The 21,358-nt window shown below is 67.0% G+C and carries 18 protein-coding genes, 1 tRNA gene and 1 pseudogene; 11 read left to right on the top strand and 9 right to left on the bottom strand.

Annotated elements, in window-relative coordinates; all coding sequences use genetic code 11:
- Positions 1-19 precede the first annotated feature (19 nt).
- Positions 20-2,242: an FUSC family protein gene (locus DQP58_RS07165; protein ID WP_112707766.1), complete on the top strand. Its 2,223-nt coding sequence runs from the start codon at positions 20-22 to the stop codon at positions 2,240-2,242.
- Between the two features lie 94 nt (positions 2,243-2,336).
- A pseudogene (locus tag DQP58_RS07160) lies at positions 2,337-3,437 on the top strand (cytochrome P450).
- On the opposite strand, the gene DQP58_RS07155 reads toward DQP58_RS07160, so the two are convergent.
- Complete coding sequence (locus tag DQP58_RS07155) at positions 3,434-4,312, bottom strand: alpha/beta fold hydrolase (protein WP_112707765.1); 879 nt, start codon at positions 4,310-4,312, stop codon at positions 3,434-3,436. The pseudogene DQP58_RS07160 and the gene DQP58_RS07155 sit on opposite strands and share 4 nt — an antisense overlap.
- Before the next feature lie 47 nt (positions 4,313-4,359).
- Between DQP58_RS07155 and DQP58_RS07150 the strand changes: the two genes are divergently transcribed.
- Positions 4,360-5,247: an NYN domain-containing protein gene (locus DQP58_RS07150; protein ID WP_112707764.1), complete on the top strand. Its 888-nt coding sequence runs from the start codon at positions 4,360-4,362 to the stop codon at positions 5,245-5,247.
- Positions 5,248-5,336: 89 nt separating this feature from the next.
- Entirely contained in the window at positions 5,337-6,698 is a 1,362-nt protein-coding gene (locus DQP58_RS07145; RefSeq protein ID WP_112707763.1) for a hypothetical protein, read from the top strand.
- A gap of 14 nt (positions 6,699-6,712) precedes the next feature.
- Here DQP58_RS07145 and DQP58_RS07140 read toward each other — a convergent pair whose 3' ends face one another.
- Entirely contained in the window at positions 6,713-8,011 is a 1,299-nt protein-coding gene (locus DQP58_RS07140; RefSeq protein WP_112707762.1) for an NRAMP family divalent metal transporter, read from the bottom strand.
- 128 nt (positions 8,012-8,139) lie between these two features.
- Between DQP58_RS07140 and DQP58_RS07135 the strand changes: the two genes are divergently transcribed.
- Together DQP58_RS07135 and DQP58_RS07130 are read left to right on the top strand one after the other, a co-directional pair.
- Complete coding sequence (locus DQP58_RS07135; protein ID WP_112707761.1) at positions 8,140-10,125, top strand: molybdopterin-containing oxidoreductase family protein; 1,986 nt, start codon at positions 8,140-8,142, stop codon at positions 10,123-10,125.
- Positions 10,126-10,172: 47 nt separating this feature from the next.
- Positions 10,173-10,547, top strand: coding sequence for a hypothetical protein (locus DQP58_RS07130; protein ID WP_112707760.1), 375 nt, complete (start codon positions 10,173-10,175; stop codon positions 10,545-10,547).
- Positions 10,548-10,614: 67 nt separating this feature from the next.
- Here DQP58_RS07130 and DQP58_RS07125 read toward each other — a convergent pair whose 3' ends face one another.
- Together DQP58_RS07125 and DQP58_RS07120 are read right to left on the bottom strand one after the other, a co-directional pair.
- On the bottom strand, positions 10,615-11,472 hold the full coding sequence (locus tag DQP58_RS07125; protein WP_112707759.1) for an LLM class flavin-dependent oxidoreductase: 858 nt from the start codon (positions 11,470-11,472) through the stop codon (positions 10,615-10,617).
- 12 nt (positions 11,473-11,484) lie between these two features.
- Complete coding sequence (locus tag DQP58_RS07120) at positions 11,485-12,225, bottom strand: SDR family oxidoreductase (protein ID WP_112707758.1); 741 nt, start codon at positions 12,223-12,225, stop codon at positions 11,485-11,487.
- 99 nt (positions 12,226-12,324) lie between these two features.
- Between DQP58_RS07120 and DQP58_RS07115 the strand changes: the two genes are divergently transcribed.
- Positions 12,325-13,332, top strand: coding sequence for an Lrp/AsnC family transcriptional regulator (locus DQP58_RS07115; protein WP_112707757.1), 1,008 nt, complete (start codon positions 12,325-12,327; stop codon positions 13,330-13,332).
- A gap of 52 nt (positions 13,333-13,384) precedes the next feature.
- On the opposite strand, the gene DQP58_RS07110 is transcribed toward DQP58_RS07115, so the two are convergent.
- Positions 13,385-13,885 (bottom strand): hypothetical protein, encoded by a 501-nt coding sequence (locus tag DQP58_RS07110; RefSeq protein WP_165827813.1) that lies wholly within the window; start codon positions 13,883-13,885, stop codon positions 13,385-13,387.
- Between the two features lie 116 nt (positions 13,886-14,001).
- Here DQP58_RS07110 and DQP58_RS07105 point away from each other — a divergent pair, with 116 nt between their 5' ends.
- The gene (locus DQP58_RS07105; RefSeq protein ID WP_112707756.1) at positions 14,002-14,967 is read left to right on the top strand and encodes a DMT family transporter; all 966 of its coding nucleotides are present in this window, start codon (positions 14,002-14,004) and stop codon (positions 14,965-14,967) included.
- Here DQP58_RS07105 and DQP58_RS07100 read toward each other — a convergent pair.
- From DQP58_RS07100 to DQP58_RS07085, 4 genes are all read right to left on the bottom strand, one after another.
- Positions 14,955-15,500 (bottom strand): hypothetical protein, encoded by a 546-nt coding sequence (locus DQP58_RS07100; protein ID WP_240629601.1) that lies wholly within the window; start codon positions 15,498-15,500, stop codon positions 14,955-14,957. The genes DQP58_RS07105 and DQP58_RS07100 overlap by 13 nt on opposite strands.
- Positions 15,501-15,508: 8 nt before the next feature.
- Complete coding sequence (locus DQP58_RS07095; protein ID WP_112707755.1) at positions 15,509-17,350, bottom strand: alpha/beta hydrolase; 1,842 nt, start codon at positions 17,348-17,350, stop codon at positions 15,509-15,511.
- A 255-nt stretch (positions 17,351-17,605) separates the two neighbouring features.
- A complete protein-coding gene (locus tag DQP58_RS07090; RefSeq protein WP_066866401.1) occupies positions 17,606-17,812 on the bottom strand; it encodes a hypothetical protein in 207 nt (68 codons plus the stop codon).
- A gap of 165 nt (positions 17,813-17,977) precedes the next feature.
- Positions 17,978-18,061, bottom strand: a tRNA-Tyr gene (locus DQP58_RS07085).
- 69 nt (positions 18,062-18,130) lie between these two features.
- Between DQP58_RS07085 and DQP58_RS07080 the strand changes: the two genes are divergently transcribed.
- From DQP58_RS07080 to DQP58_RS07070, 3 genes are all read left to right on the top strand, one after another.
- A complete protein-coding gene (locus tag DQP58_RS07080; protein WP_112707754.1) occupies positions 18,131-18,622 on the top strand; it encodes a YajQ family cyclic di-GMP-binding protein in 492 nt (163 codons plus the stop codon).
- A 90-nt stretch (positions 18,623-18,712) separates the two neighbouring features.
- Positions 18,713-20,224 (top strand): flavin-containing monooxygenase, encoded by a 1,512-nt coding sequence (locus DQP58_RS07075; protein WP_112707753.1) that lies wholly within the window; start codon positions 18,713-18,715, stop codon positions 20,222-20,224.
- Positions 20,225-20,285: 61 nt separating this feature from the next.
- Positions 20,286-21,311, top strand: coding sequence for an NAD(P)H-dependent glycerol-3-phosphate dehydrogenase (locus DQP58_RS07070; RefSeq protein WP_067102951.1), 1,026 nt, complete (start codon positions 20,286-20,288; stop codon positions 21,309-21,311).
- The last annotated feature ends 47 nt before the right edge of the window (positions 21,312-21,358 follow it).

The raw sequence follows: 21,358 nt of genomic DNA, 5'->3' as shown, positions 1-21,358 counted from the left end.
CGAACGCGCCCGCATTTGGGTGATCGGCTCCGATCCTGGCTTGCTTCGGTTGCGCATGGCGACTCGGACGACGGCCGCGCTCGGCCTCTCACTGCTGGCGCTCTTCATCCTGACCAGGGCGACGGGACAACCCCTGACCGTCGCCCTGCTGGGCGTCGTCATCACGATGGTCGCGTCACGCTCCGTCAACGAACCCGACCCGCGCCAGCAGCGAATCACCATGGCGCTGTTGCCGTTATCGGCCGCGGTGTCCATCACCTTCGCCGCGGTGCTGGCGCCCCATTTGGTGGCCAGTGACGTCGTGTTCGTGGCCGTGGTCTTCACCGCGGCATACATCCGGCGCTTCGGGGCGCGGGGCAGGGCGCTGGGCATGGTCGCGTTCATGTCCTACTTCTTCACGCTCTACCTGCGGGCCCGCCTCGCCGAACTGCCCTGGATGATCGGGGCGGTCGCGGTCGGCACCGTGTGCACGTTCGTGATGAGCACCTATGTGATGCCCGATCGACCCGAGCGGGTGCTGCGCGCCACCGTTCGGGCCCTGCGCGCCCGGATGGCGATCGTCATCGACACCACCGCCGAAGCGGTGCGGACCGGCCGCCTCGATGAACGGCGGCGGCGCCGCATGCGGGCCCGCACCATCCGGCTCAACGAGACCGCCCTGTTGGTGCAGAGCCAGATCGAAGACGAGGCCGACCCCGCCACCCTGTGGCCCGGCGTCACCGCCGAGCAACTGGCCCCCTGGCTGCTGGATGCCGAGCTGGCCATCGAATGGGTGGCCAACGCCGGTCGACGGGCCGCCGTCCTTGCCTGTGAGGCCCCGGACGCCATCCCCGCACCCACCCGGACCGCGCTCGTCGACGCGCTGACCGAACTGGCCCGAGCGATCCGGCTCCCCGAACCCGACGGGCTGCACCGGGCCGCCGACCGCGCGCAGCGACTGCTCGACGAGCAGCGCGGCCCCGCTTCGGACCCGGCCGGCGATGACTCGGGTGCCACCGCCGTGCGGCGCCTGGCCCTGGCGATAATCAACGCCGCCACAGCGACTTCCGACGTGCGGGCGATCGTCGACCGGGCCACCACCGGCCACCCCCTCGACGACGCCGCCACCTCCCCCGCGGCGCCCGGGGGTGACGAACCTGACGAGGCCACCGAGGAAGAACCGTCCACCGGGCTGCCGCCGACCACCCGGCAGGCCATCCAGGTGTCCGTCGCCGCATCGCTGGCCATCGTCGTCGGCGAGCTGGTGTCGCCCGCGCGCTGGTATTGGGCGGTGATCGCCGCGTTCGTCATCTTCGCCGGCACCAATTCCTGGGGTGAAACCTTGACCAAGGGCTGGCAACGGCTGCTCGGCACGCTGCTCGGCGTGCCCTGCGGCGTGCTGGTGGCCACGTTGCTGACCGGCCACAAGACCGCCGCGCTGGCCGGCATCTTTGTGTGCCTGTTCTGCGCCTTCTACTTCATGACGGTCACCTACAGCTTGATGACGTTCTGGATCACCACGATGCTGGCGCTGCTGTACGGCCTGCTCGGCCAGTTCTCGTTCGGCGTGCTGATGCTGCGCATCGAAGAGACGGCGATCGGTGCCGTCATCGGGGCGACCGTGGCGGTCGTGGTGCTGCCGACCAACACCAGAACCGCGATCCGCATCGACACCCGGGCCTTCTTGACGAGCCTGTCCGCCCTGATCGAGGTGTCGGCCGCGACGATGTTCGGCGAGGCGGGAAGCGCCGGCCCTTCGGAGCAGGCGCGTGCGGTCGGTCGGGACTTACAGCAGTTCCGGGTCACCGCCAAGCCGTTGCTGGCCGGGGTCGCCGGGCTGGCCGGCCGGCGCAGCATCCGCCGCGCGCTGCGCATCTTCACGGCCTGCGACCGGTACGGCCGAAGCCTGGCGCGCAGCGCCGAGCAGTATCGGGATCCGGTCGGGTCACCCTTGCTCGCTTCGGAACTGGCGCAAGCGTTTTCGGCCGCCGCGGACCAAACGCGGCGCAACATCGAAGCGTTGCAGGAAGCCATCGAAGGGGGCCACGCACCGACGCTGGTCTCGGCGGCCGACGAGCTCGACGCCGCCGAGACGGTGGCCCGGCAACAGGACGGCGACGGCCGGGATGCCATGAGCCCCGACACCCGGCGGTTCCTCACCGCCGTGCACGCCCTGCGTCAGATCGAGCGCGCCATCATCACCGCGGCCACCAATCTCGGTGGGCGCGAGAGCGTCAAGACCGCCAGTCCCGCGTCGCGCTGATCCGGTGCCTCGCAGATTTGCTAGGCGATCCGCACGCACGCGGCTAGCATCGTGCTAACCGCCACCGCCAGGGCAGCAGTCGAAAAGAATTCCCATGGCGACACCGAACCTTCCGCCGGGCTTCGATTTCACCGACCCCGACATCTACGCCCATCGGCTTCCGGTGCAGGAGTTCACCGAACTGCGCGCCACGCAACCCATCTGGTGGAACGAGCAGCCGCTCGATCAAGGGGGCTTCGGCGACGGCGGTTACTCCGGTGGTGACCAAGCACCGCGACGTGCGCGAGGTGTCGCTGCGCAGCGATGTCTTTTCGTCGGCCACCAAGTCGATCGTGCCGCGCTACCGAGATGATTTGGCGCAGGGACAGATCGAAGCGGCGCGCGCAATGCATCACCGCCGACGCCGCCGCGCACGGCTCGGGCGATTTCGTCCGGCAGGTGGCGTGCGAGCTGCCGCTGCAGGCCATTTCGGGACTGCTCGGCGTGCCGGCGGAGGACTACGACAAGCTGTTCGACTGGACCAACAACATGATCGGCAGCGACGACCCGGAGTTCGCCGGCAATGACGCGCTGACGTCGGCGGGCGAATTGATGTGGTACGCCACGCAATTGGCGGCGCGCAAGGCCGAGGAACCCGGCCCGAGGGATCGCAACATCGTCACCACGCTGATCGAGGCCGACTCCGACGCGCAGCGACTCTCCGACGCCAAGTTCGGCATGTTCGTGCTCACCCTCGCCGTGGCCGGCAACGAGACGACTCGAAACTCGATCACCCAGGGCGTGATGGCCTTCACCGACCACCTCGAGATCATCCGCTGGGCCACCCCGATCACGGCGTTCCAGCGCACCGCGCTGACGGACACCGAACTCGGCGGCGTAGCCCTTCAAGAAGGGCCAGCGGGTGGTGCTGTTCTACCGGTCGGCGAACTTCGACGACGAGGTCTACGACGACCCGTTCACCTTCGACATCACCCGCAACCCCTACCCCCACGTCGGATTCGGCGGCACCGGAGCGCATTACTGCATCGGCGCCAACCTGGCCCGCATGACGATCGATCTGATGTTCAACGCGATCGCCGACCACCTGCCGGATCTGAGCTCGGCCGGCCAGCCCGAGCGGCTGCGGTCGTCCTTCATCAACGGGATCAAGCACTGGCAGGTCGATTACCGGGGAACTTGTCCGGCGCGGCGCTAGCTCGGCTGAAAAGGCTGCTCTTGCTCGGCGTCCCGGCGCTCCCCCGCGGCGATGAAGTCCTCGATCAGCTCGACCACCCGGTTGGGCGCCTCCACCTGCGCGAAGTGACCCACGTCGGGCAGCACCTCGAGCCTGGCGTCGGTGCGCGCCTCGTGCGCGGCGTAGGCGTGGGCGACGGGAATGATGCCGTCGCGCTCCCCCCAGATGGCCATGACCGGTAATTCCTCGCGCAGCCGCAGCCGGTTGAGCGCGCTGACGGCCTGGCCGCGGTAGTCGACGACCGATCGCAACGTCTTCAGGAACGACTGCCGCGTCTCGCCATCCGACAACGACGAGTAGGCGCTCCACAGCTCGGCACCGCGCGGCGACTGGATGCCCGCGCTCCTGAGCCAGGACCGCAGCTTGTTGCCGACGGACAGCACGGGTTGCGGCGCGATGATCGGCAAGACCAGCTCCGCACCCGGCGCGGAGAGCAGCCGCAGCACCCAACCCACGTCCGGACCCAGGCCGCCGCTGCTGATCAGGATCAACCCCTTGGCGTAGTCGGGGTGCTGATAGACGAACTGCATCGCCACGCCGCCACCGAGCGAGTGGCCGACGAGGGTCGCCTGGCTGACGCCGAGCTCGTCCAGGAAATCTCGCAGCCAGACCGCGAACGCGCCCAGCGAATAGTCCGTCCGGGGCTTCGCCGATTCGCCGTGGCCGAGCAGGTCCGGGGCGATGACCCGGAACTTCTTCGACAACGGCGGTATCACCGACCGCCAGGTCTCCGCGCTGCCCGCCATGCCGTGGATGAGCAGCAACACCTCCCCCTCACCCTCGTCGCGGTACGCGATGCGATCGCCGTGCAGGTCGAGAACTTTCACCTCACTCATCCGCCCTGGATACCCGCTTTGGGCCGATTACAGCGATGATCTAGTGCATGACCGAACCGGTTGCGACCCGCGTGGCCGTCTACCTCGACTTCGACAACATCGTGATCTCGCGATATGACCAGACTCACGGACGGAACTCGTTTCAGCGGGATAAGGCCAAGGGCCTCGAGCAGCAATCCGAGCGGCTGGACCGGGCGACGGTGGACGTCGGCGCGATCCTCGACTTCGCGTCGTCCTTCGGGACCCTGGTGCTCACCCGGGCCTACGCGGACTGGTCGGCGGATATCAACGCCGGGTACCGCGGCCAGTTGGTGGGCCGCGCCGTCGATCTGGTGCAGCTGTTCCCGGCGGCGGCGTACGGCAAGAACGGCGCCGACATCCGGTTGGCGGTCGATGCCGTCGAGGACATGTTCCGGCTGCCCGACCTGACCCACGTGGTGATCGTGGCCGGTGATTCCGACTACATTCCGTTGGCCCAGCGCTGCAAGAGGCTGGGCCGGTACGTGGTAGGCATCGGGGTGGCCGGCGCGTCGAGCCGGGCGCTCGCGGCGGCCTGCGACGAGTTCGTCATCTACGACGCGCTGCCCGGCGTACCGGTGCCCGCCGACGCGGGATCGGCCAAGCCGAAGAAAACGGCCGGCCGCGGCAAGTCAGCCCAGCCCGAGGAACCCGACGAGCCCGAGGAACAGCCCGACCCGCAGGCCACCGCCACCGCGCTGCTCACCCGCGCGCTGCGGATCGGCCTGGAGAAAGACGACGTCGACTGGCTGCACAACTCCGCGGTGAAGGCCCAGATGAAGCGGATGGACCCGTCGTTCAGCGAAAGATCCCTGGGATTCCGCTCGTTCAGCGATTTCCTGCGTTCGCGGTCCGACGTCGTCGAGCTGGACGAGACCTCGACGACGCGAATGGTGCGGCTGCGCGCGCAGGATTGAGAATCGCGTCGCGCGCCATACGCCCGAGTCGCGGCCGCATCGGGGCGGCTTTACGCTGCTTGGTTACACGGACGTAATGGGGGTTTTCGATGCGTGCAGCGTGGGCGCGTGGGCGGTGGCGGCGCCGGTCGCGCTACCGGCTCGCCGCGATCGCGTCGGCGGCCTGCCTGGCGTTGGCCTCCTGTTCGGAAACCGCGGCACCACCCCCGCTCACCGCCACCACCTCCACCCCCGTCTCCAAGACCAGCACCCGCGCGGCGGCCCCGCCCGCACCGATCACCGGGCCGCTGGAAAAGGACTGGAAAAGTTACGGCGGCACGGCCTATTTCGGCTGCCCGGAGAAATTCTCGGCCGGCAAATCGGCGCTCGAGGACATCCGGCCGAAAATCTTCGACCCGCAGACCGGGCAATATGTCGCGCCCGCCATCCCCACCGTGCCGGCCGGGGAGAGCCTCACCGGCGGCATGTGCGCGCTGACCGGCACGGCCGACGACATGAAGGTCGTCTATCTCGTCGCCACCACCAAGCCGGCGCAGCCACCCGCACCCGAAGCCACCAAAACCACCGCGTACGTCTACGACTCCAAATCGGGCCAACAGGTCGCCACGAAGGAGCTGCAGCCGCCGTCGGCCGACCTGAAGCCGACCGCAGCCAAGGACTGGGGACTGGGATCGACCGCCTCCGGCGTGGCGTGGCTGAACGCCTTCACCGACGGCCACGGCGCCGCGTCGCCGCCGCGCACCGTCGTGCTGTCCGGCGGTGACCTGGCGACGATCTGGAGCGATCCGCAGCCCGGCCGGGTCTGGCAGGACGTGCTCGCGTTCCAGCGCAACACCGAACCCGCCAAGACATCCGGCATCGAGTTGCGCCGGCCCAGCGGGGAGGCGATCTTTCAGGACAACGACGTGCAGTCCGTCGACGCCGAATTGACCGACGGCCCGAACAAACTGGTGAAGCTCACGCACTGGGATTCGTATAACCCCCCGGTCCTGTCGACGATGTTCTACGACCTCAACGCCAAGTCCATCATCAAGATCGGCGATTCGGACCGGATTTCCGGCGGCGGGCTGACAGCGGCGCTGTCCGACGGGAAACTGTTTGTCGACGGCCACGGTTCGGACACTTCGCAATTCGGCTTCGGCGTCTGGAATCTGCGCACCCAACAATGGGACTTCCAAAAGAGCCGCGACGACGCCAAGAAGCTGTCGGTCGCCAAGCTGGCGTTCTTCGAAGACCACCTCTACATCACCGGCACCGGCGGGAAGTATTCCGTGATCGCCTTGCCCGCAACCGATCCCGTCGCACCCAACTGGGCGCTACGCCCGTTCGAGCGGATCTCCGGATGGACGCTGGTGTGCCGCGGTGAGACGGCGCCGGGCGCCGCTGGCCAGTGCAAGGAAATCGTCATGGTGCAAGACCAGGACGGCCACTACCCCGGGCCCTGGTTCTGACGTGTGGTAGCGCCCTAGAACAGGCCGAGGGCCTGCGGCACCATGTACAGACCGAAGCCGATGGTCACGAAACACAGTGCGCGGGTGACGTATTTGTGCAGCCCCCGCATGCGCCACCGTTCGGGCAACGCCCTGGCCTCCAGCGCCAGCAGCAGGCCCAGCACGATCGGCAGCAACAACGCGTTCATGACCTCGACGTCGACCGCCAGGTTGACCAGGTCGACACTAGCCAGCACCAGCACCGCGCCCACGATGTGGGCGAGCGCGTAGGTGACGTAGAACCTGGCGGTCGCACGGTTGGGCCGCTCGTTGAGCGTGTGCTTCCAGCCGAACACCTCCGCGAGCCCCCAGGCGCCGGCCAGCGAGGCCACGATGGCGGCCACCAGCGCCGCGCCCAGCATGCCCAGGCCGAACAGCACCGTCCCGCCGACGTGGCCGAGGTAGGGCGTCAGCGATTGGGCGATCTGGCCGACGGTTTCCAGCTCCGCCCCGCCGCCGTGTTTCCCGATGGTCGACGCCATCGTGATCACCACCGCGATCATGATCAGCTGGGTCAGCACCGCACCGAAGGCGGTGTCATAGCGAGCCTGCCGAATCGTGGTCTCCGACAAGCGCTTATCGACCACGGCGCCCTGCTGGTAGAAGATCATCCACGGCATGATGACCGCGCCGACGTTGGCCGCGACCAACAGCAGATACGACGAGTTGCCCAGCGGCATCGACGACAGACCGTCCACCAGCGCCCTCGGATCGGGCCGGGCCATCACCATGGCCACCAGGAACGCCAGCTCGGCCGCGCCGACGACCAGGCCGATGCGTTCGACGCGCCGGTAGCTGCCGGTCAGTGCCAGCCCCAGCAGCGCGGCCGTCGCGACCGGAATGCTCACCCATCGCGAGACGCCGAACAGCTCGCCAACCCCGGCGACACCGGCGAATTCCGTCAGCAACGCCCCGATCGCCGAGGCGAACAGCGTGAACGCCGACAGCCACGCCCAGCCGCGCCCGAACCGCTCGCGGATCAGGGAGCCGTGGCCGCGCCCGGTGACGATGCCGAGCCGCACGGTCATCTCCTGCACCACATAGAGGACCGGCATCAGGATCAGCTGCGGCAGCACCATCCGATAGCCCCACTGCGCCCCGGACTGCGACGCGGTGATGAGCGAGCCCGCGTCGGTGTCGGCCAGCATCACCACCAGGCCGGGTCCCCACACCGAGAGCAGTCCCCACCGTAGCCACCTGCCACGGGTTCGCAGCGATACCGGCGGCCGGTCGTCGAATTCGTCCGCCACCGGCTGCGTGGTTGTCTCGGTCACCCGGCGATGATAACTAAGGGTCGCCTAACCGCGGCCGTTTTCCCGGAGAGCGCCATTAGCCAAAAACGCACAACCATTCTCGAAAATGCGATAGGCCTTCTCGAATGGCGAGAGTACGTTACCGGAGTATGCAAACGGTGCGTAGCTTCTGCCGCGTCTGCACCTCGGTCTGCGGCATCCTCGTCGACGTCGACGGCGACGAGGTGGTCCGCGTCCGCGGCGATCAGGACCATCCCTTCTCGCACGGCTACACCTGCCCCAAGGGCCGCGCGCTGCCGCAGCTGCACCACCACCCCGATCGGCTCGAGCGTCCGCGGATGCGGGTGGACGGGCGGTTGCAGGACGCCAGCTGGGATGCCTGCCTGGACGATTTGGGCACCCGGCTGAAGGAGATCATCGACCGGCACGGACCCGCGTCGGTCGCGTTCTACTTCTCCACCATGGAAAGCGCCGGCTTCCGGATGGCCGAGGCCCTGCACGCCGCGATCGGCACGCCGGCCAAGTTCAGCCCGCTGACCATCGACGGCACCGCCAAGCCGCTGGTCTCGGATCTGGTCGGCGGGTTCATGGGGCTGTCCGGCCGAACCGACCTGGACAACGCGGACTTCCTTTTGCTGGTGGGCGTCAATCCCGTTGTGTCGCACGGCCATGCGATCTCGATGCCCAACCCGACCGGCACGGTGAGCGAAATCGCCCGGCGCGGTCAGGTGTGGGTGATCGACCCGCGCCGCACCGAGACCGCGCGGCTGGCCACCGCCCATCTGGCACCGCGGCCGAGCACCGACCACGCGGTGCTGGCCTATCTGGTACGCGAAATCCTGCGCGACGGAATGAAATCCGATGTGCCGGTGCAGGGCATCGACGCGCTGGCCGCCGCGGTGGCGCCCTTCACGCTCGAGCACACCGCCGCACTCGCCGACGTCGCGGAAGCCGACCTGGTCCGGCTGTGCGAGTCGGTGCGCGCCGCCGAGTGTGTCGCGGTGGAAACCGGCACCGGTGTCACCATGACGGCCGAACGCGCGAACGTCACGCAGTGGCTCGCGTGGGTGCTGATGATCCTCACCGGCGCGATGAATCGGCCCGGCGGCACCTGGTTTCATCCCGGATTCGCTTACCAGCTGGAAACTTTCGGCGAGTTCCTGCCCGTCACGCCGATCGAGGGCGCCTTCGGTCCCGGTCCGCGCAGCCGCCCCGAGGCGCAAGCCTTCATCAACGAATGGCCGTGCGCCGTGTTGCCCGACGAAATCGCCGCCGGCAACATCCGCGCGCTGATCAACGTCGGCGGCAGTCTGGTCACCTCTTTCCCCGAGACGGGCAAGCTGATTCCGGCGCTGCAGAACCTCGAGGTGTTCGCCACCACCGAGATCATCAACAACGAGACCACCGAGTTGGCCACCCACGTCCTACCCACCAAGGATCCGCTCGAGCGGCCCGACATCACCATCCACGACATCCTGAGTTCGCATGTGTCGGTGCAATACAGCCCGGCCGTCGTGGCCCCGGTCGGCGAGCGGCGCTCGATGTGGTGGGTGTTCGCCGAGCTCGGCCGACGGCTCGGCTATGACCTCGGCAATCTCGGGAACCCCGACACCAGCACCGACGATGACGTGCTGGCCGTCCTATTGGCAGGCGCGCGAACGGGTTTCGACGAGGTAGCGGCGGCGGGTTGGGCCGAGGCGCCGCGCGAGTTACCGGCGGCCTGGGTCGACGAACATGTCGCGCGGATGGGGGGCTGGCGGCTGGCGCCGCCGCTGCTGGTCGACCAGCTCGCCGCGCTGGAAGCGCCCGCACCCCTGGTGATGGTGCCGCGCCGGCAGCGCCGAAAGCTCAACGGGCAGCTGGACTTTCTCGGTGAGGCCCCCGAGATACTCATCCATCCCGACGACGGCGCAGCGGCCGGGGTCATCACCGGCCAGAAGGTGACCGTCCGCAGCACGAGCGGAGAACTGACCGGCATCGCGAAGGTCGACGACTCCATCCGGCGCGGAGCGGTGTCGATCCCGCACGGCCACCACGTCGCCAACGTCAACCGCCTGACCAACAAGGACGATATCGACGTGGTGACCGGCATGGTGCGCTACTCCGGCATCCCCGTGAGCCTGCACCCCGCATAGCGCAGCAGCCGCGCGATGGTTCAGCCGACTGGATAGGCGGGCAAACGGTGACGGTGCTCATCTCCCGCGTGGCCAACGCGCTGATCGCGGATGTCGACGTCACCGCACCGACAACGTCGGCCAATAGACGGGTCCTCAATCGCTACCGCCGCCGCAACGGTGGTCTTTGGGTAGGTGGCCGGCTCACCGTTACCGATACCGACATCCAGTTCCACGCCAACGCCCTCAACCGCTCGATCCAGTCGGGACAACTGGACATCATCGTCGGCCTCCGCTCGGTCGAGTCCGTCGAACTTTTGCCAGGCGTTCTCACCAAAATCATCGCCATACACGCCGGTGACCGGGTGACCAAAATCCGCTGCTTCGGGGCGGCGAAGGTCGCCGCCCACATTCGCACTGCAGCGTCTTGCGCAGGCGCCTGAGCTGGTGTTGGCCAGATCTTGCATGTCGGCGGCGAGTTGTTCGGTCGAGTGGCCACATCGGTGCGGCTCAGAAAACCGCGTCGGCGAGGCGGTCGACCTGGTCGATCTCCGCGACACAGGGGTGGAAGATGAGTCCGTCGAAACCTAGGTCGCGGTAGGCGCGCACGGTTTCGGTCGCCTCGTCGGCCGAGCCGAGCATGTCGGCGGCGTTGAGGGCGGCGAAGTCAGGCTTGAAGCCGTAGTAGCGCTGCAGGTGGGCGCGACCCGTAGCGATGGTATCGGCATCGCCGAGGGCGAAGTTGACGCTGGCCGCAAGCCACGGGCGCTCCGCCCGGCCCGCCTCCGCCCATGCCACCCGCACCCGTTCGGCTAGCTCGGACTGGTTGGCGTAGTCACGCAACGCTCCTGCCGTCCAGCCGTCACCGATCGTGGCCGCACGGCGGATCGTGGCGTCCGCCCGCCCGCCGAACAGGATCGGAATCCGCACCGGCGCAGGGGTCAGCGGCTTGTCACCCGTTACGGTTTGGGCGTCACACGTTGCGCGCACCACGGCCACGGTCTCGTCGAGGATGCGCCCGCGGCGGTGATAGTCCACGCCGACGGCGGTGTAATCATCGGCTCGGCTGCCGATGCCGAGGCCGAGGGTGAGCCGCCTACCGGATGCGGCGGCAAGCGTGGCGACTTGCTTGGCCAGCAGCACCGCGGGGTACAGCGGAGCCAGCAGCACGTTGGTCGTCAGGCCGATGCTTGTGGTCGCGCCCGCGGCTACAGACATCGCGACGACCGAGTCAAGGCTTTCGTAGACCAACCGATCTATCGCGGCCAGTTCGGCGAAGCCCCGCTGCTCGGCTCGGCGGGCCCACTCGGCGGTCAGCGGCCCGGGCACGTGCGCGATATGGCTGGGCAGTCCGATTCCAATGTGCATGGTGATCGCTCCTTATGAGTTGATTGCCGTGAAGACGTCGTCGTAGTTGCCGTCGCGGGCGGCGAATCGCACCCGTTTGGCGGCATCGACCACGATCTCCGCGGCGTCAGGCTGGCCGTGCAATAGCGAAAATGCCTCGGCGACAAAGTCATTGGATGACATCGCGGCCGGGCCGCCGCCGGATTGCACGAGCATGTCGGTCTCGACCCGCGGCGGGATGATCTCGATGACCTGGACCCGAGTGTGACGCAGTTGGTGGCGCAACGACTGGGTGTAGGCGTGCAAGCCCGATTTGGTCGCTGAGTAGCTCGGCGCGTCCGCTCTGGGGACGAACGCCAAAGCGGAGGTGATGTTGGCGATTGCGGCGTGGCGCTGCGAGAGCAGCGTGGGTAGCAGTGCCGCCGTGAGCCGTATCGGGCCCAGCAGGTTGACCGCGACCGTCTGCTCGGCGATTTCCGCCGAAGTGGTTAGCAGGTCCTCGGAATGCATCACCCCCGCGTTGTTGACCAGGATGTTCAGGCCGGGGTGGCTGCCGGTCAGCTCAGCGGCCAACCGGTTGATGCTGTCCGGCTCCGCCAGGTCCAAGTGGCGGTGTTCGATGCCCGGGTTGGCATCGGCGACGGCCTGCAGCACGCCGCGACGGCGTCCGGCGATCACGACGCGATTGCCCGCTCGGTGCAGGGTTTCGGCCAGGTCGCGGCCGATTCCGGTGCCGCCACCGGTGACCAGAATGGTGTTTCCTGTCGGCTTCATGGACTTCAGACTCGCAGCGACGGCGGTGAACTTGCGATCGTTGCGGCAAAACTAGGCAGAAGTCCTCACTCAAGCCGCTATCAATGCATAATTTTCGTTGTGCTCGAGGACTTGGACGCGCAGATTCTGCACGCCCTGCAGCTGGCTCCTCGGGTGTCGTTTCGCCGGATCGCCACCGTCGTCGAAGCCACTGAGCAAACGGTCGCGCGACGCTACCATCGGCTGCGCCGCGACGGCGTGGTGCGCGTTGTCGGGCTGGAGAACCGGTGGATCGAGGGCGAAGGGAGTTGGGTGTGCCGGATGCGCGCCGCACCCGAACGCATCCAGCAGCTGGCCGACGCCTTGGTGCGCCGGCCAGACGTGTCTCATGCCAACGTGCTGGCGGGGTGGACCGACCTGGTTTGCGTCATCCGTGCGCCGGTGGGTGACACCCGGGAGGATCTCCTGAAGCTACTACCGCGAACAACCTCGGTCACCGACATCACCATCGACCTGCTGCTGCATTCGTTCGGGCAGCCTCAGAGTGCATCGTGGACCGGTTACGGCCGCACTCTCACCGACCGGCAGGCTGCGGCTATCCTGGCGGAGCGAACCGGTCCGGTGCCCGGCGCTCAGCGGTGCTCGCCCACTGCCGAGGACCGCCCGATCTTCGAGGCGCTCGCCGAGGACGGCCGGACGTCGCAACCGAAACTTGCCGCACGCGCCGGCTGGTCGGTGGCCAGAGTGGGCCGGCGACTCGCCGCGCTGGAAGCCGGCGGCGCCCTGCTCTTCGACGTCGACGTGTTACCCGAACGACTCGGCCACCAGCTCAGCGCGATGCTGTGGCTGACAGTAGCGCCCCGCAACATCCAATCCGTGGGCGAGCGTATCGCGGCGCACCACCACATCGCCTTCGCCGGCGCCATTAGTGGGATGAAAAACCTTGTGGCGATTGCGATCTGCCGAGACATCGACGATCTGTACCGGTACCTCAGTGAGCAACTCGGACAGATCGAGGAAATTCTCAGTTACGAGGTCAACATCCGCACTCAACGCCTCAAGCAGCACGGATCGCTTGTGGCGCACGGAAGACTGATCAACTCCCGCCCCTTCCGCACTGGGCGCTGAGCCGCTGATTCGCCCCGGCGTGGCGTGCCGTCGATGAAGCATGGCTGCACCTTCAGCCCTGCTCGCGGACAACCCTTTTCGCTCCGAAGGCGACGAGTGCGGTGCAGATCACCAGCACGCCGGTGGCCGCGGCTTCGGCGATCAACGAGCCGGAGTTCAGCACTTGCCGGTCCGGCACCAGGGAAATGCCCATCTCGTTCTTGGCATCGCCGGCCAGTACCGCCGGATAGACCAGGCACACGACGGCGGTGACGAACGCGACCACCGCGCATCCACAGGCGACGAGCCCGAGCACGCGCACTCGGGCCGCGGCCACGACCGCGGCGCCGGCCGCCAGGGAGGCGATCAACACGATCCATCCCGGCACGCTGTCCACCATGCCGGCGAGCAGATGGCCGTAATACTGCCTGTCCTCGCCGACGTACACGCCCAGGCCATTCCACCGAATGGGCAATCCCAGCCGGCTGACGTCGACCCAGGGCAGCAGTGTCAATGCGGCTGATGCGATGGCCGCCGCGACGGCCACCACGGTGATCACCTTGCTACGCAGCATGTTTCCTTTCGATCGGCCGGCCGGACGAATTTGGCGCCGGCCACTCAGGGTAGGCGGGATGGCCCGTCACGCAAAGGGCGAGTTAACACCCCGAGGTCAGGGGTACCCCACCGGGCATGGGGTGGGTAACCGAGCACGCGGTCGCGATCTTCTCGGCTTTGCTTTCGGCGTTCTGGGCTGCGGTGGGGATCGTCGTTCGGCAGCGCGCGACCCAGCGGGTTCCGGGTGATGAGGCCATGTCCGCGGCGATGGCGACGACGCTGGTACGTCAGCCGCTGTGGTGGGCGGGGACCTTTGCCGCGGTCGCGGGTTACGCATTTCAGGCCGTGGCGCTGGCCCACGGATCGCTGCTGTTGGTCCAGCCGTTGTTGGTGTCGTCGCTGCTGTTCGCGCTGCCGCTGAGCGCGGCGCTGTGCCACCAGCGCATCAGCGGGGTCCAGTGGGGCTGGGCGATGCTGCTGACGGCTGCGCTGGCGGTTTTCCTGCTGGTGGGCGAACCCCGGGAAGGGCACAGCCGCCCCCCGATACCGGCGTGGACGCTGGCGTTGGCGATCACGGTCCCCGCGGTGGTCGCCTGCGTCGTCGCCGCGCACCGCGCCGCGGCCCGGGTGCGAGCGTCACTGCTGGGTGTCGCCGTGGCGGTTTTGCTCGGCATGATCGCCGTGGTGACCAAGGTCTGTACCCACCGCTTCGCCATGGGCGGTTGGCATGCGCTCTTGACCGTCCCGGCCCCGTACGTGCTGGTCGGCCTTGCGGTGACGGTCACGGTAGTGCAGAACTCCGCCTTCCACGCCGGCGCGCTGCAGGCGTCGGTGCCGATCATGCTGGTGGGCGAACCGGTGGTCGCCGTCCTGCTCGGCGTGGTGGTGCTCGGCGAGCACCTGGCGGTGGGCGGCGCTAGCGCGCTCGTCCTCGTCCTTGCGGTGGTGGCCATGGGGGCGGCCACCGTCGCGCTCGGCCGCAGCCAGGCCATCGAAAACGGCGGCGTCGCGGGCGAGGCGCCCACCGCAGCGCCGGAGCGTGCCGAGGCCGCGCTGACGGCGGTCGGGGTAAGCCCGCGCGGTGGGCGTTACGCCAACTGATCCTGGGGTATCGGTTCGGGCAGCGTGTTCGCTTTGGTGGTCATGTCTTTGCATTCGCCGTAGATGGTGATCGACCCACCGGAGTTCTGCACCGGCGAATAAGGATCGAAGACCGCCGTGACCCCTTGTTTGCTGACCGCGGAGCCATGCGTGCGGAAGTCTCCCGGCCCGCCCCAGCCGTGTTGTTTCAGGGTCGCGACCATCTGCTCGATCTCGGCTCGGGACGCTTCCAGGGTGGGCGCGTGGTCGTAGGCGATGCCGACGATTCCCCGGAAGGGCGCCACAGCCTGGTCGTTACAGGAGTCGCGGCTGAAATGCGCCGTTACGCCTTTGAGTCCCAGCGTGGTGGCGATCTCGCGCGCCGCATTGACCACTTGGGCCCTGGATTGTTCGGGAGTCATCGGGTTGGGCACCCCTTCGCTCAGATTCCTTACGCTGCTGCAGGATTGAAGCGCGAGGGTCAGCACCCCCGCCGCGGCGAGGGCAAGCAACCACCGCCAGGTGGCGCTGCTGATTCCCCTTGAGGTGTTCATGGCTGTTCTCAATGGTAGTGGCCTCCTGTCGGGCGTCGAAGCGCCTCCGGGTCGAATTCATCGGGGAGCCAGTAACTGCCGCGGTGCTGTGCGGTCATGTTGTCGTGTTCGAGTGCGTCACCGTGCCCGGATGCGATGTCGGCGATGCTGAACAACGATTCGTTCCCGGGCGTGAAGTAGGAGCTGTGGTCCTTCAGCGGGAAGGTCAGCCCCGGCGCTTCGGCCTTGAACCGTGTCGAACCCCAGCCTTCGACGGCCGGGTCGCTACCGAGGCCGACCGTGACTCCGGTTCCGGGCAGGTGTCCCTGGATGCCGCCGAGGTGGGTGATCGGGTCGGTGGATGCGGCGCCGACATAGACGTGTCCCCCTTCGGGAAGGTGGAAGTCGCCGGCGTTATGGGCAAGGTCGGTTCCTGGACAGCCCACCAGCACAACGTCATTGGCGTGCATCCCGGATCCCGCCGCGGCATCGGCCACCGTAGTGGAGCCGTAGGAATGACCCACCACGGTGACGTGTGAGTTGCCCGGTTGGTGAGTTACGCCGAGCGCGTTGACATCGCCGGCCAGTAGGCCTCCTCCGTTTCTGGCGAGCGTCGTCTGCCCGATCTGGGGATCTAATGCGCTGTCTGGGGCGTGATACCCCATCCACACCAGAACCGAATTGGATTTGTTCGGATCGGCCCGTTGAGCTTCGTTGTAGATGTTCCGTCCGTCCGTGTGACTCAGATAGCCGTCGCGCACGCTGCTGCCCGTTCCCGGTACGAGCACGGTGGTGTTGTCGGCCTTGTCAGGGTTGCCGATGGCGATGGCCTCCCTGCCGCGACCGTCGAACGCTTCGGGATCGTAGGTCTGCAGGAACACCGGGTTCTTGCTGCCATCGGGGTTCGTCCCGTTCGTGTTGAGGCCGTCGCGTGTCTTGAGCGCGTTGTTGTAGCGGGTGATGGCCGACGGCGTCAGGCCGTACAGCTCCGGGTGCTGGGTCACCTGGTCAACGCCGACATGGGCTCGGTCGGCGGCGCTTTGCACGCGGGCGATGTCGTCGTTCATCACCGCCTGGTTGACCGTGTCCCGGCTCACGGTCTCAATGCCGTTGAGGTTGCCCAAATCCGGCGGATGCTGCGCGAGCAACTGATCGCGCTGTTCCTGACTGAGGGAGTCCCACCACCGCTTGACGTCTTCGGGTTTGGTGGTTGGCGGCGGGATGTGAATCTGTTCGGGTATGTCCTGCGCGTCTACCGGCGCAAGCGGCTTGGGGTCATATCCGTCAGCACGCAGATTTCCCAGCGAGCTCTGCAGCATGGCCGAATAGCCGTTGCGTGTCGAGTTCAGCTGGTTGAGAGCGTCTTTGGTGTCGTTGACGGCGGACGTTTTGATGGCATCGATGATGGCATGCAGTTCGTGTTGGGTCTGCGCGTCAGGGTGGTCCCGCAGATCCTGTTCCGCCAGATCGATCAGATGGTCGAGTTGCTCCAATTGTCCTTCCAATTGGGCGATCTGGCGGGCTCCGGCCTGTTGTGCGTCGGCCAACGAGGCGGCGATGTTCTCCAGGTCTGCGCCGATTTTGGGCAACTGTTCGGATTGCGCGCCAAGCGATTTGACGGTGCGCTGCACTTCAGCGGAGTCGTTGATCGGGCTGCCGCCGTCCTGATGATTCCAGGCGGCGTTGAAGCGTTGCTGCGCCTGCGCGAATGCGTGGTCGGCCTCGGCCGTGTGGCGGCCCGCCCCATGGAAGGCTTCCGCCAGACGCGCGATCTGGGCCGGGCTACCGGCCTGCAGGGTTCGGTTGATCGCCCACGGGTCGCCGCCGGCCCCCGCGATCAGCTCGGCGATGGTGAGATGCTTCAGCCGCATCGCATGTCCGTACCGCGCACGGGAGAAAGATTACCGCCGCCAGGTTGTCGATCAATTCACCTTCGGCTGCGAGCGTCACTTTGGATGCCAAGGGATTTCGCCGTGAGACGATTCGCGAGACCGACGATCAAAAGGACTCGAAAACGCGAGCGCGACAAGGCACTCCAGGTCAAGGGCACAGCAACAGGACACCCTCCCGGCGGACTTGGAGTTGGAGGAAGTACCGGGAGGGTGCCTGGCTTATGTCGGCGATGGTCACCTGGCGCGTGAGTCGCCCTCCACTACGAACAAGAGCCGATCGACGAAGGCGAGATCGTCCGCCAGCTTTTCGATCAGCTCCGCGGCGCGAGCCTGTCGGACACCGGCCAGGCGATCGTGCGCGGACACGGCAGACTCACGGGCGGCGAGGATGGCGGTGCGGCATTGGCGTAACGCGCCGAGAGCGTCGGGAGAACCAGCCATGATCGCCCCCTGGGTGATGCTGTGCTGGATGAATTCCCCACTGCACGCCCGGCGACACCGGCTTGATCGAATTGTTACAACTTGTCTTGTATTAATTGTGCACATGTTGCACAGCGGGCGCCGGCAACGAGCGTGAACGACGCACCGCGCCGGCGCAAACAGGCTTGGTGGCAGGTACAGGATTCGAACCTGTGAAGCTTTCGCGACGGATTTACAGTCCGCTCCCATTGGCCGCTCGGGCAACCTGCCGCCAGACAGGTTACAACGAGCGAGTAGACAAAGCACAAACGCCTATCACCGGATGAAGGGACGTAATGCATGGCGGACTCATCGTTCGACATCGTCAGCAAAGTGGATCGCCAGGAGGTCGACAACGCGCTCAACCAGGCCGCCAAGGAGCTGGCCACCCGCTTCGACTTCCGCGGCACCGACACCACAATCGCCTGGAAGGGCGACGAGGCTATCGAGCTGACGTCGTCCACCGAGGAACGCGTCAAGGCGGCCGTCGACGTCTTCAAGGAGAAGCTGATCCGCCGGGACATCTCGATGAAGGCCTTCGACGCCGGCGAACCGCAGGCCTCGGGCAAGACCTACAAGATCAACGGCTCCCTCAAGCAGGGCATCAGCAGCGAGAACGCCAAGAAGATCACCAAGCTGATCCGTGACGACGGCCCCAAGTCCGTCAAGACGCAGATCCAGGGCGAGGAAATAAGGGTCACCAGCAAAAAGCGGGACGACCTGCAGGCCGTCCAAGCGCTGCTCAAGCAGGCCGACCTGGACGTGGCGGTGCAGTTCGTCAACTATCGCTGACCGGCCCGGCGCGGTTTCCCGGTTCCTAGCCCGACCAACCGGTGGGTCTCTAGGCTAGTGACGAGTCCCACAATTTGAGCGAGGTTGGCGATGACCGTGACTCCCCAGCAAGCCGCCGACGGTGGCGCGACCGAGGCGGGGTACACCGACGTGATCATCGTCGGTGCCGGCATCTCCGGCATCGACGCGGCCTATCGGATCACCGAACGCAATCCGCACCTGACCTACACCGTCCTGGAGCGGCGCGCGCAGATCGGCGGAACGTGGGACCTGTTCCGCTACCCCGGGGTGCGTTCGGACAGCAGCATCTTCACGCTGTCCTTCCCGTTCGAGCCGTGGACCCGCAAAGAGGGCGTGGCCGACGGCGTGCACATCCGCGAGTACCTGGCCGCCACCGCGCGCAAGTACGGCATCGATCGACACATCCGCTTCAACAGCTATGTGCGGTCCGCCGACTGGGACTCGGCGACCGACACCTGGACGGTCACCGTCGAGCAGGACGGGGCGCGCAAGCTCTACCGCGGGCGCTTCCTGTTCTTCGGCAGCGGCTACTACAACTACGACGAGGGCTACACGCCCGACTTCCCGGGCATCGAAGAGTTTCAGGGCACCGTGGTGCACCCTCAGCACTGGCCCGAAGACCTCGACTACACGGGCAAGAAGGTGGTGGTGATCGGCAGCGGAGCGACCGCGGTCACGCTGCTGCCGTCGTTGTCGGACCGGGCCGCCAAGGTCACCATGCTGCAGCGCTCGCCGACCTACCTCATCTCCGCGTCCAAGTACGGCACTGTCGCCGCCGTCTCCCGAAAGTTGCTGCCCCGCAAGCTCGCCCATCTCGTTGTCCGGATGTACAGCGCCCTGACCGAGGCGGTGTTCTTCGCGTTGTCGCGCAAGGCGCCGGGGTTCGTGCGCTGGCTGTTGCGGCGTAAGGCGATCAACAGCCTGCCCGCCGGCTACGACGTCGACACCCACTTCAAGCCGCGCTACAACCCGTGGGATCAGCGGATGTGCCTGATCCCCGACGCCGATCTGTACAACGCGATCACCGCCGGATCGGCCGAGGTGGTCACCGACCACATCGACCACTTCGACGCGACCGGCATCGCGCTCAAGTCCGGCGGCCATCTCGACGCCGACATCATCGTCACCGCGACCGGCCTGCAGCTGCAGGCGCTGGGTGGCGCCACGATCAGCCTGGACGGCACCGAGATCAAGACCAGCGACCGCTTCGTCTACAAGGCGCACATGCTCGAAGACGTGCCGAACCTGTTCTGGTGTGTGGGCTACACGAACGCGTCGTGGACGCTGCGGGCCGACATCACCGCCCGGGCGACCGCAAAACTCATGGAGCACATGGCCTCTCACGGCTATACCCGCGCCGCCCCGCATCGCGGCAACGAGCCGATGACCGAGAAGCCGTCATGGGACATCAACGCCGGCTACGTGTTGCGCTCGGTGCACATGCTGCCGAAGTCGGGCACCAAGCGGCCGTGGAACGTCCGGCAGAACTACCTGGCCGACGCCCTGGACTACCGTTTCGACCGCATCGAGGAGGCGATGGTGTTCGGCCGCGTCGATGACCGCGCGGCGCTGGCGGGCTAGCCCGGTCTGAGTGTTCGTGAACTGCTACTAAATCGCAGGTGTCGGCAATACGCTGATCGCCATGGCATCTGAGAAGCGCGAACCCAAAGTCGTTGTCCTCGGTGGCGGTTCCTGGGGCACCACCGTGGCATCAATCTGCGCGCGTCGCGGTCCGACGCTGCAGTGGGTGCGCTCCGAGGCGACCGCCAGCGACATCAACGACAACCACCGCAACAGCCGCTACCTCGGCAACGACGTCGTGCTCAGCGACACCCTGCGCGCCACCACCGACTTCGCCGAGGCTGCCAACTCCGCCGACGTCGTCGTGATGGGCGTTCCCTCGCACGGCTTTCGGGGGGTGCTGAGCGAGCTGGCCAAGGAGCTGCGGCCGTGGGTGCCGGTGGTGTCACTGGTCAAGGGGCTCGAGCAGGGCACCAACATGCGGATGTCGCAGATCATCGAGGAGACGCTGCCCGGCCACCCCGCCGGCATTCTGGCCGGGCCGAACATCGCGCGCGAGGTCGGCGAGGGCTACGCCGCCGCAGCGGTGCTGGCGATGCCCGACCAGCACCTGGCGACCCGGCTGTCGGGCCTGTTCCGCACCCGGCGCTTCCGCGTGTACACCACCGACGACGTCATCGGGGTGGAGATGGCCGGGGCGCTGAAGAACGTCTATGCCATCTCGGTCGGGATGGGCTACTCGCTGGGCATCGGCGAAAACACCCGCGCGCTGGTGATCGCCCGCGCGCTGCGGGAGATGACCAAGCTGGGCGTCGCCCTGGGCGGCAATCCCGATACCTTCCCGGGCCTGGCCGGCCTGGGCGACCTCATCGTCACCTGTACCAGCCAGCGCAGCCGTAACCGACACGTCGGTGAACAACTGGGGGCGGGCAAGCCGATCGATGAAATCATCGCCTCGATGAACCAGGTCGCCGAGGGCGTCAAGGCCGCCAGCGTGATCATGGAGTTTGCCAACGAATTCGGCCTGACCATGCCGATCGCCCGCGAGGTCGACGCCGTGATCAACCACGGCTCGTCCGTCGAGCAGGCCTACCGCGGCCTGATCGCCGAGGTTCCCGGCCACGAGGTGCACGGTTCCGGCTTCTGAACTGGTCGTCCGAGCTGGCCGAATTCAAATCTTTGCGTTCTCTATGG

The organism is Mycobacterium colombiense (genome assembly GCF_003284975.1).
Lineage (GTDB): Bacteria > Actinomycetota > Actinomycetes > Mycobacteriales > Mycobacteriaceae > Mycobacterium > Mycobacterium europaeum_A.
The sequence above is the reverse complement of the archived record's forward strand: the minus strand, read 5'-3'. Positions and strand labels throughout refer to the sequence as shown.

Excerpts from the sequence above, each read along its gene's own strand:
- DQP58_RS07070 (WP_067102951.1), top strand. The coding sequence starts at position 20,286 with ATGGCATCTGAGAAGCGCGAACCCAAAGTCGTTGTCCTCGGTGGCGGT.
- DQP58_RS07110 (WP_165827813.1), bottom strand. The coding sequence starts at position 13,885 with ATGCTGCGTAGCAAGGTGATCACCGTGGTGGCCGTCGCGGCGGCCATC.
- DQP58_RS07155 (WP_112707765.1), bottom strand. The coding sequence starts at position 4,312 with ATGAGTGAGGTGAAAGTTCTCGACCTGCACGGCGATCGCATCGCGTAC.
- DQP58_RS07080 (WP_112707754.1), top strand. The coding sequence starts at position 18,131 with ATGGCGGACTCATCGTTCGACATCGTCAGCAAAGTGGATCGCCAGGAG.
- DQP58_RS07095 (WP_112707755.1), bottom strand. The coding sequence starts at position 17,350 with ATGCGGCTGAAGCATCTCACCATCGCCGAGCTGATCGCGGGGGCCGGC.
- DQP58_RS07125 (WP_112707759.1), bottom strand. The coding sequence starts at position 11,472 with ATGCACATTGGAATCGGACTGCCCAGCCATATCGCGCACGTGCCCGGG.
- DQP58_RS07120 (WP_112707758.1), bottom strand. The coding sequence starts at position 12,225 with ATGAAGCCGACAGGAAACACCATTCTGGTCACCGGTGGCGGCACCGGA.
- DQP58_RS07145 (WP_112707763.1), top strand. The coding sequence starts at position 5,337 with ATGCGTGCAGCGTGGGCGCGTGGGCGGTGGCGGCGCCGGTCGCGCTAC.
- DQP58_RS07135 (WP_112707761.1), top strand. The coding sequence starts at position 8,140 with ATGCAAACGGTGCGTAGCTTCTGCCGCGTCTGCACCTCGGTCTGCGGC.
- DQP58_RS07105 (WP_112707756.1), top strand. The coding sequence starts at position 14,002 with ATGGGGTGGGTAACCGAGCACGCGGTCGCGATCTTCTCGGCTTTGCTT.
- DQP58_RS07100 (WP_240629601.1), bottom strand. The coding sequence starts at position 15,500 with ATGAACACCTCAAGGGGAATCAGCAGCGCCACCTGGCGGTGGTTGCTT.
- DQP58_RS07150 (WP_112707764.1), top strand. The coding sequence starts at position 4,360 with ATGACCGAACCGGTTGCGACCCGCGTGGCCGTCTACCTCGACTTCGAC.
- DQP58_RS07075 (WP_112707753.1), top strand. The coding sequence starts at position 18,713 with ATGACCGTGACTCCCCAGCAAGCCGCCGACGGTGGCGCGACCGAGGCG.
- DQP58_RS07090 (WP_066866401.1), bottom strand. The coding sequence starts at position 17,812 with ATGGCTGGTTCTCCCGACGCTCTCGGCGCGTTACGCCAATGCCGCACC.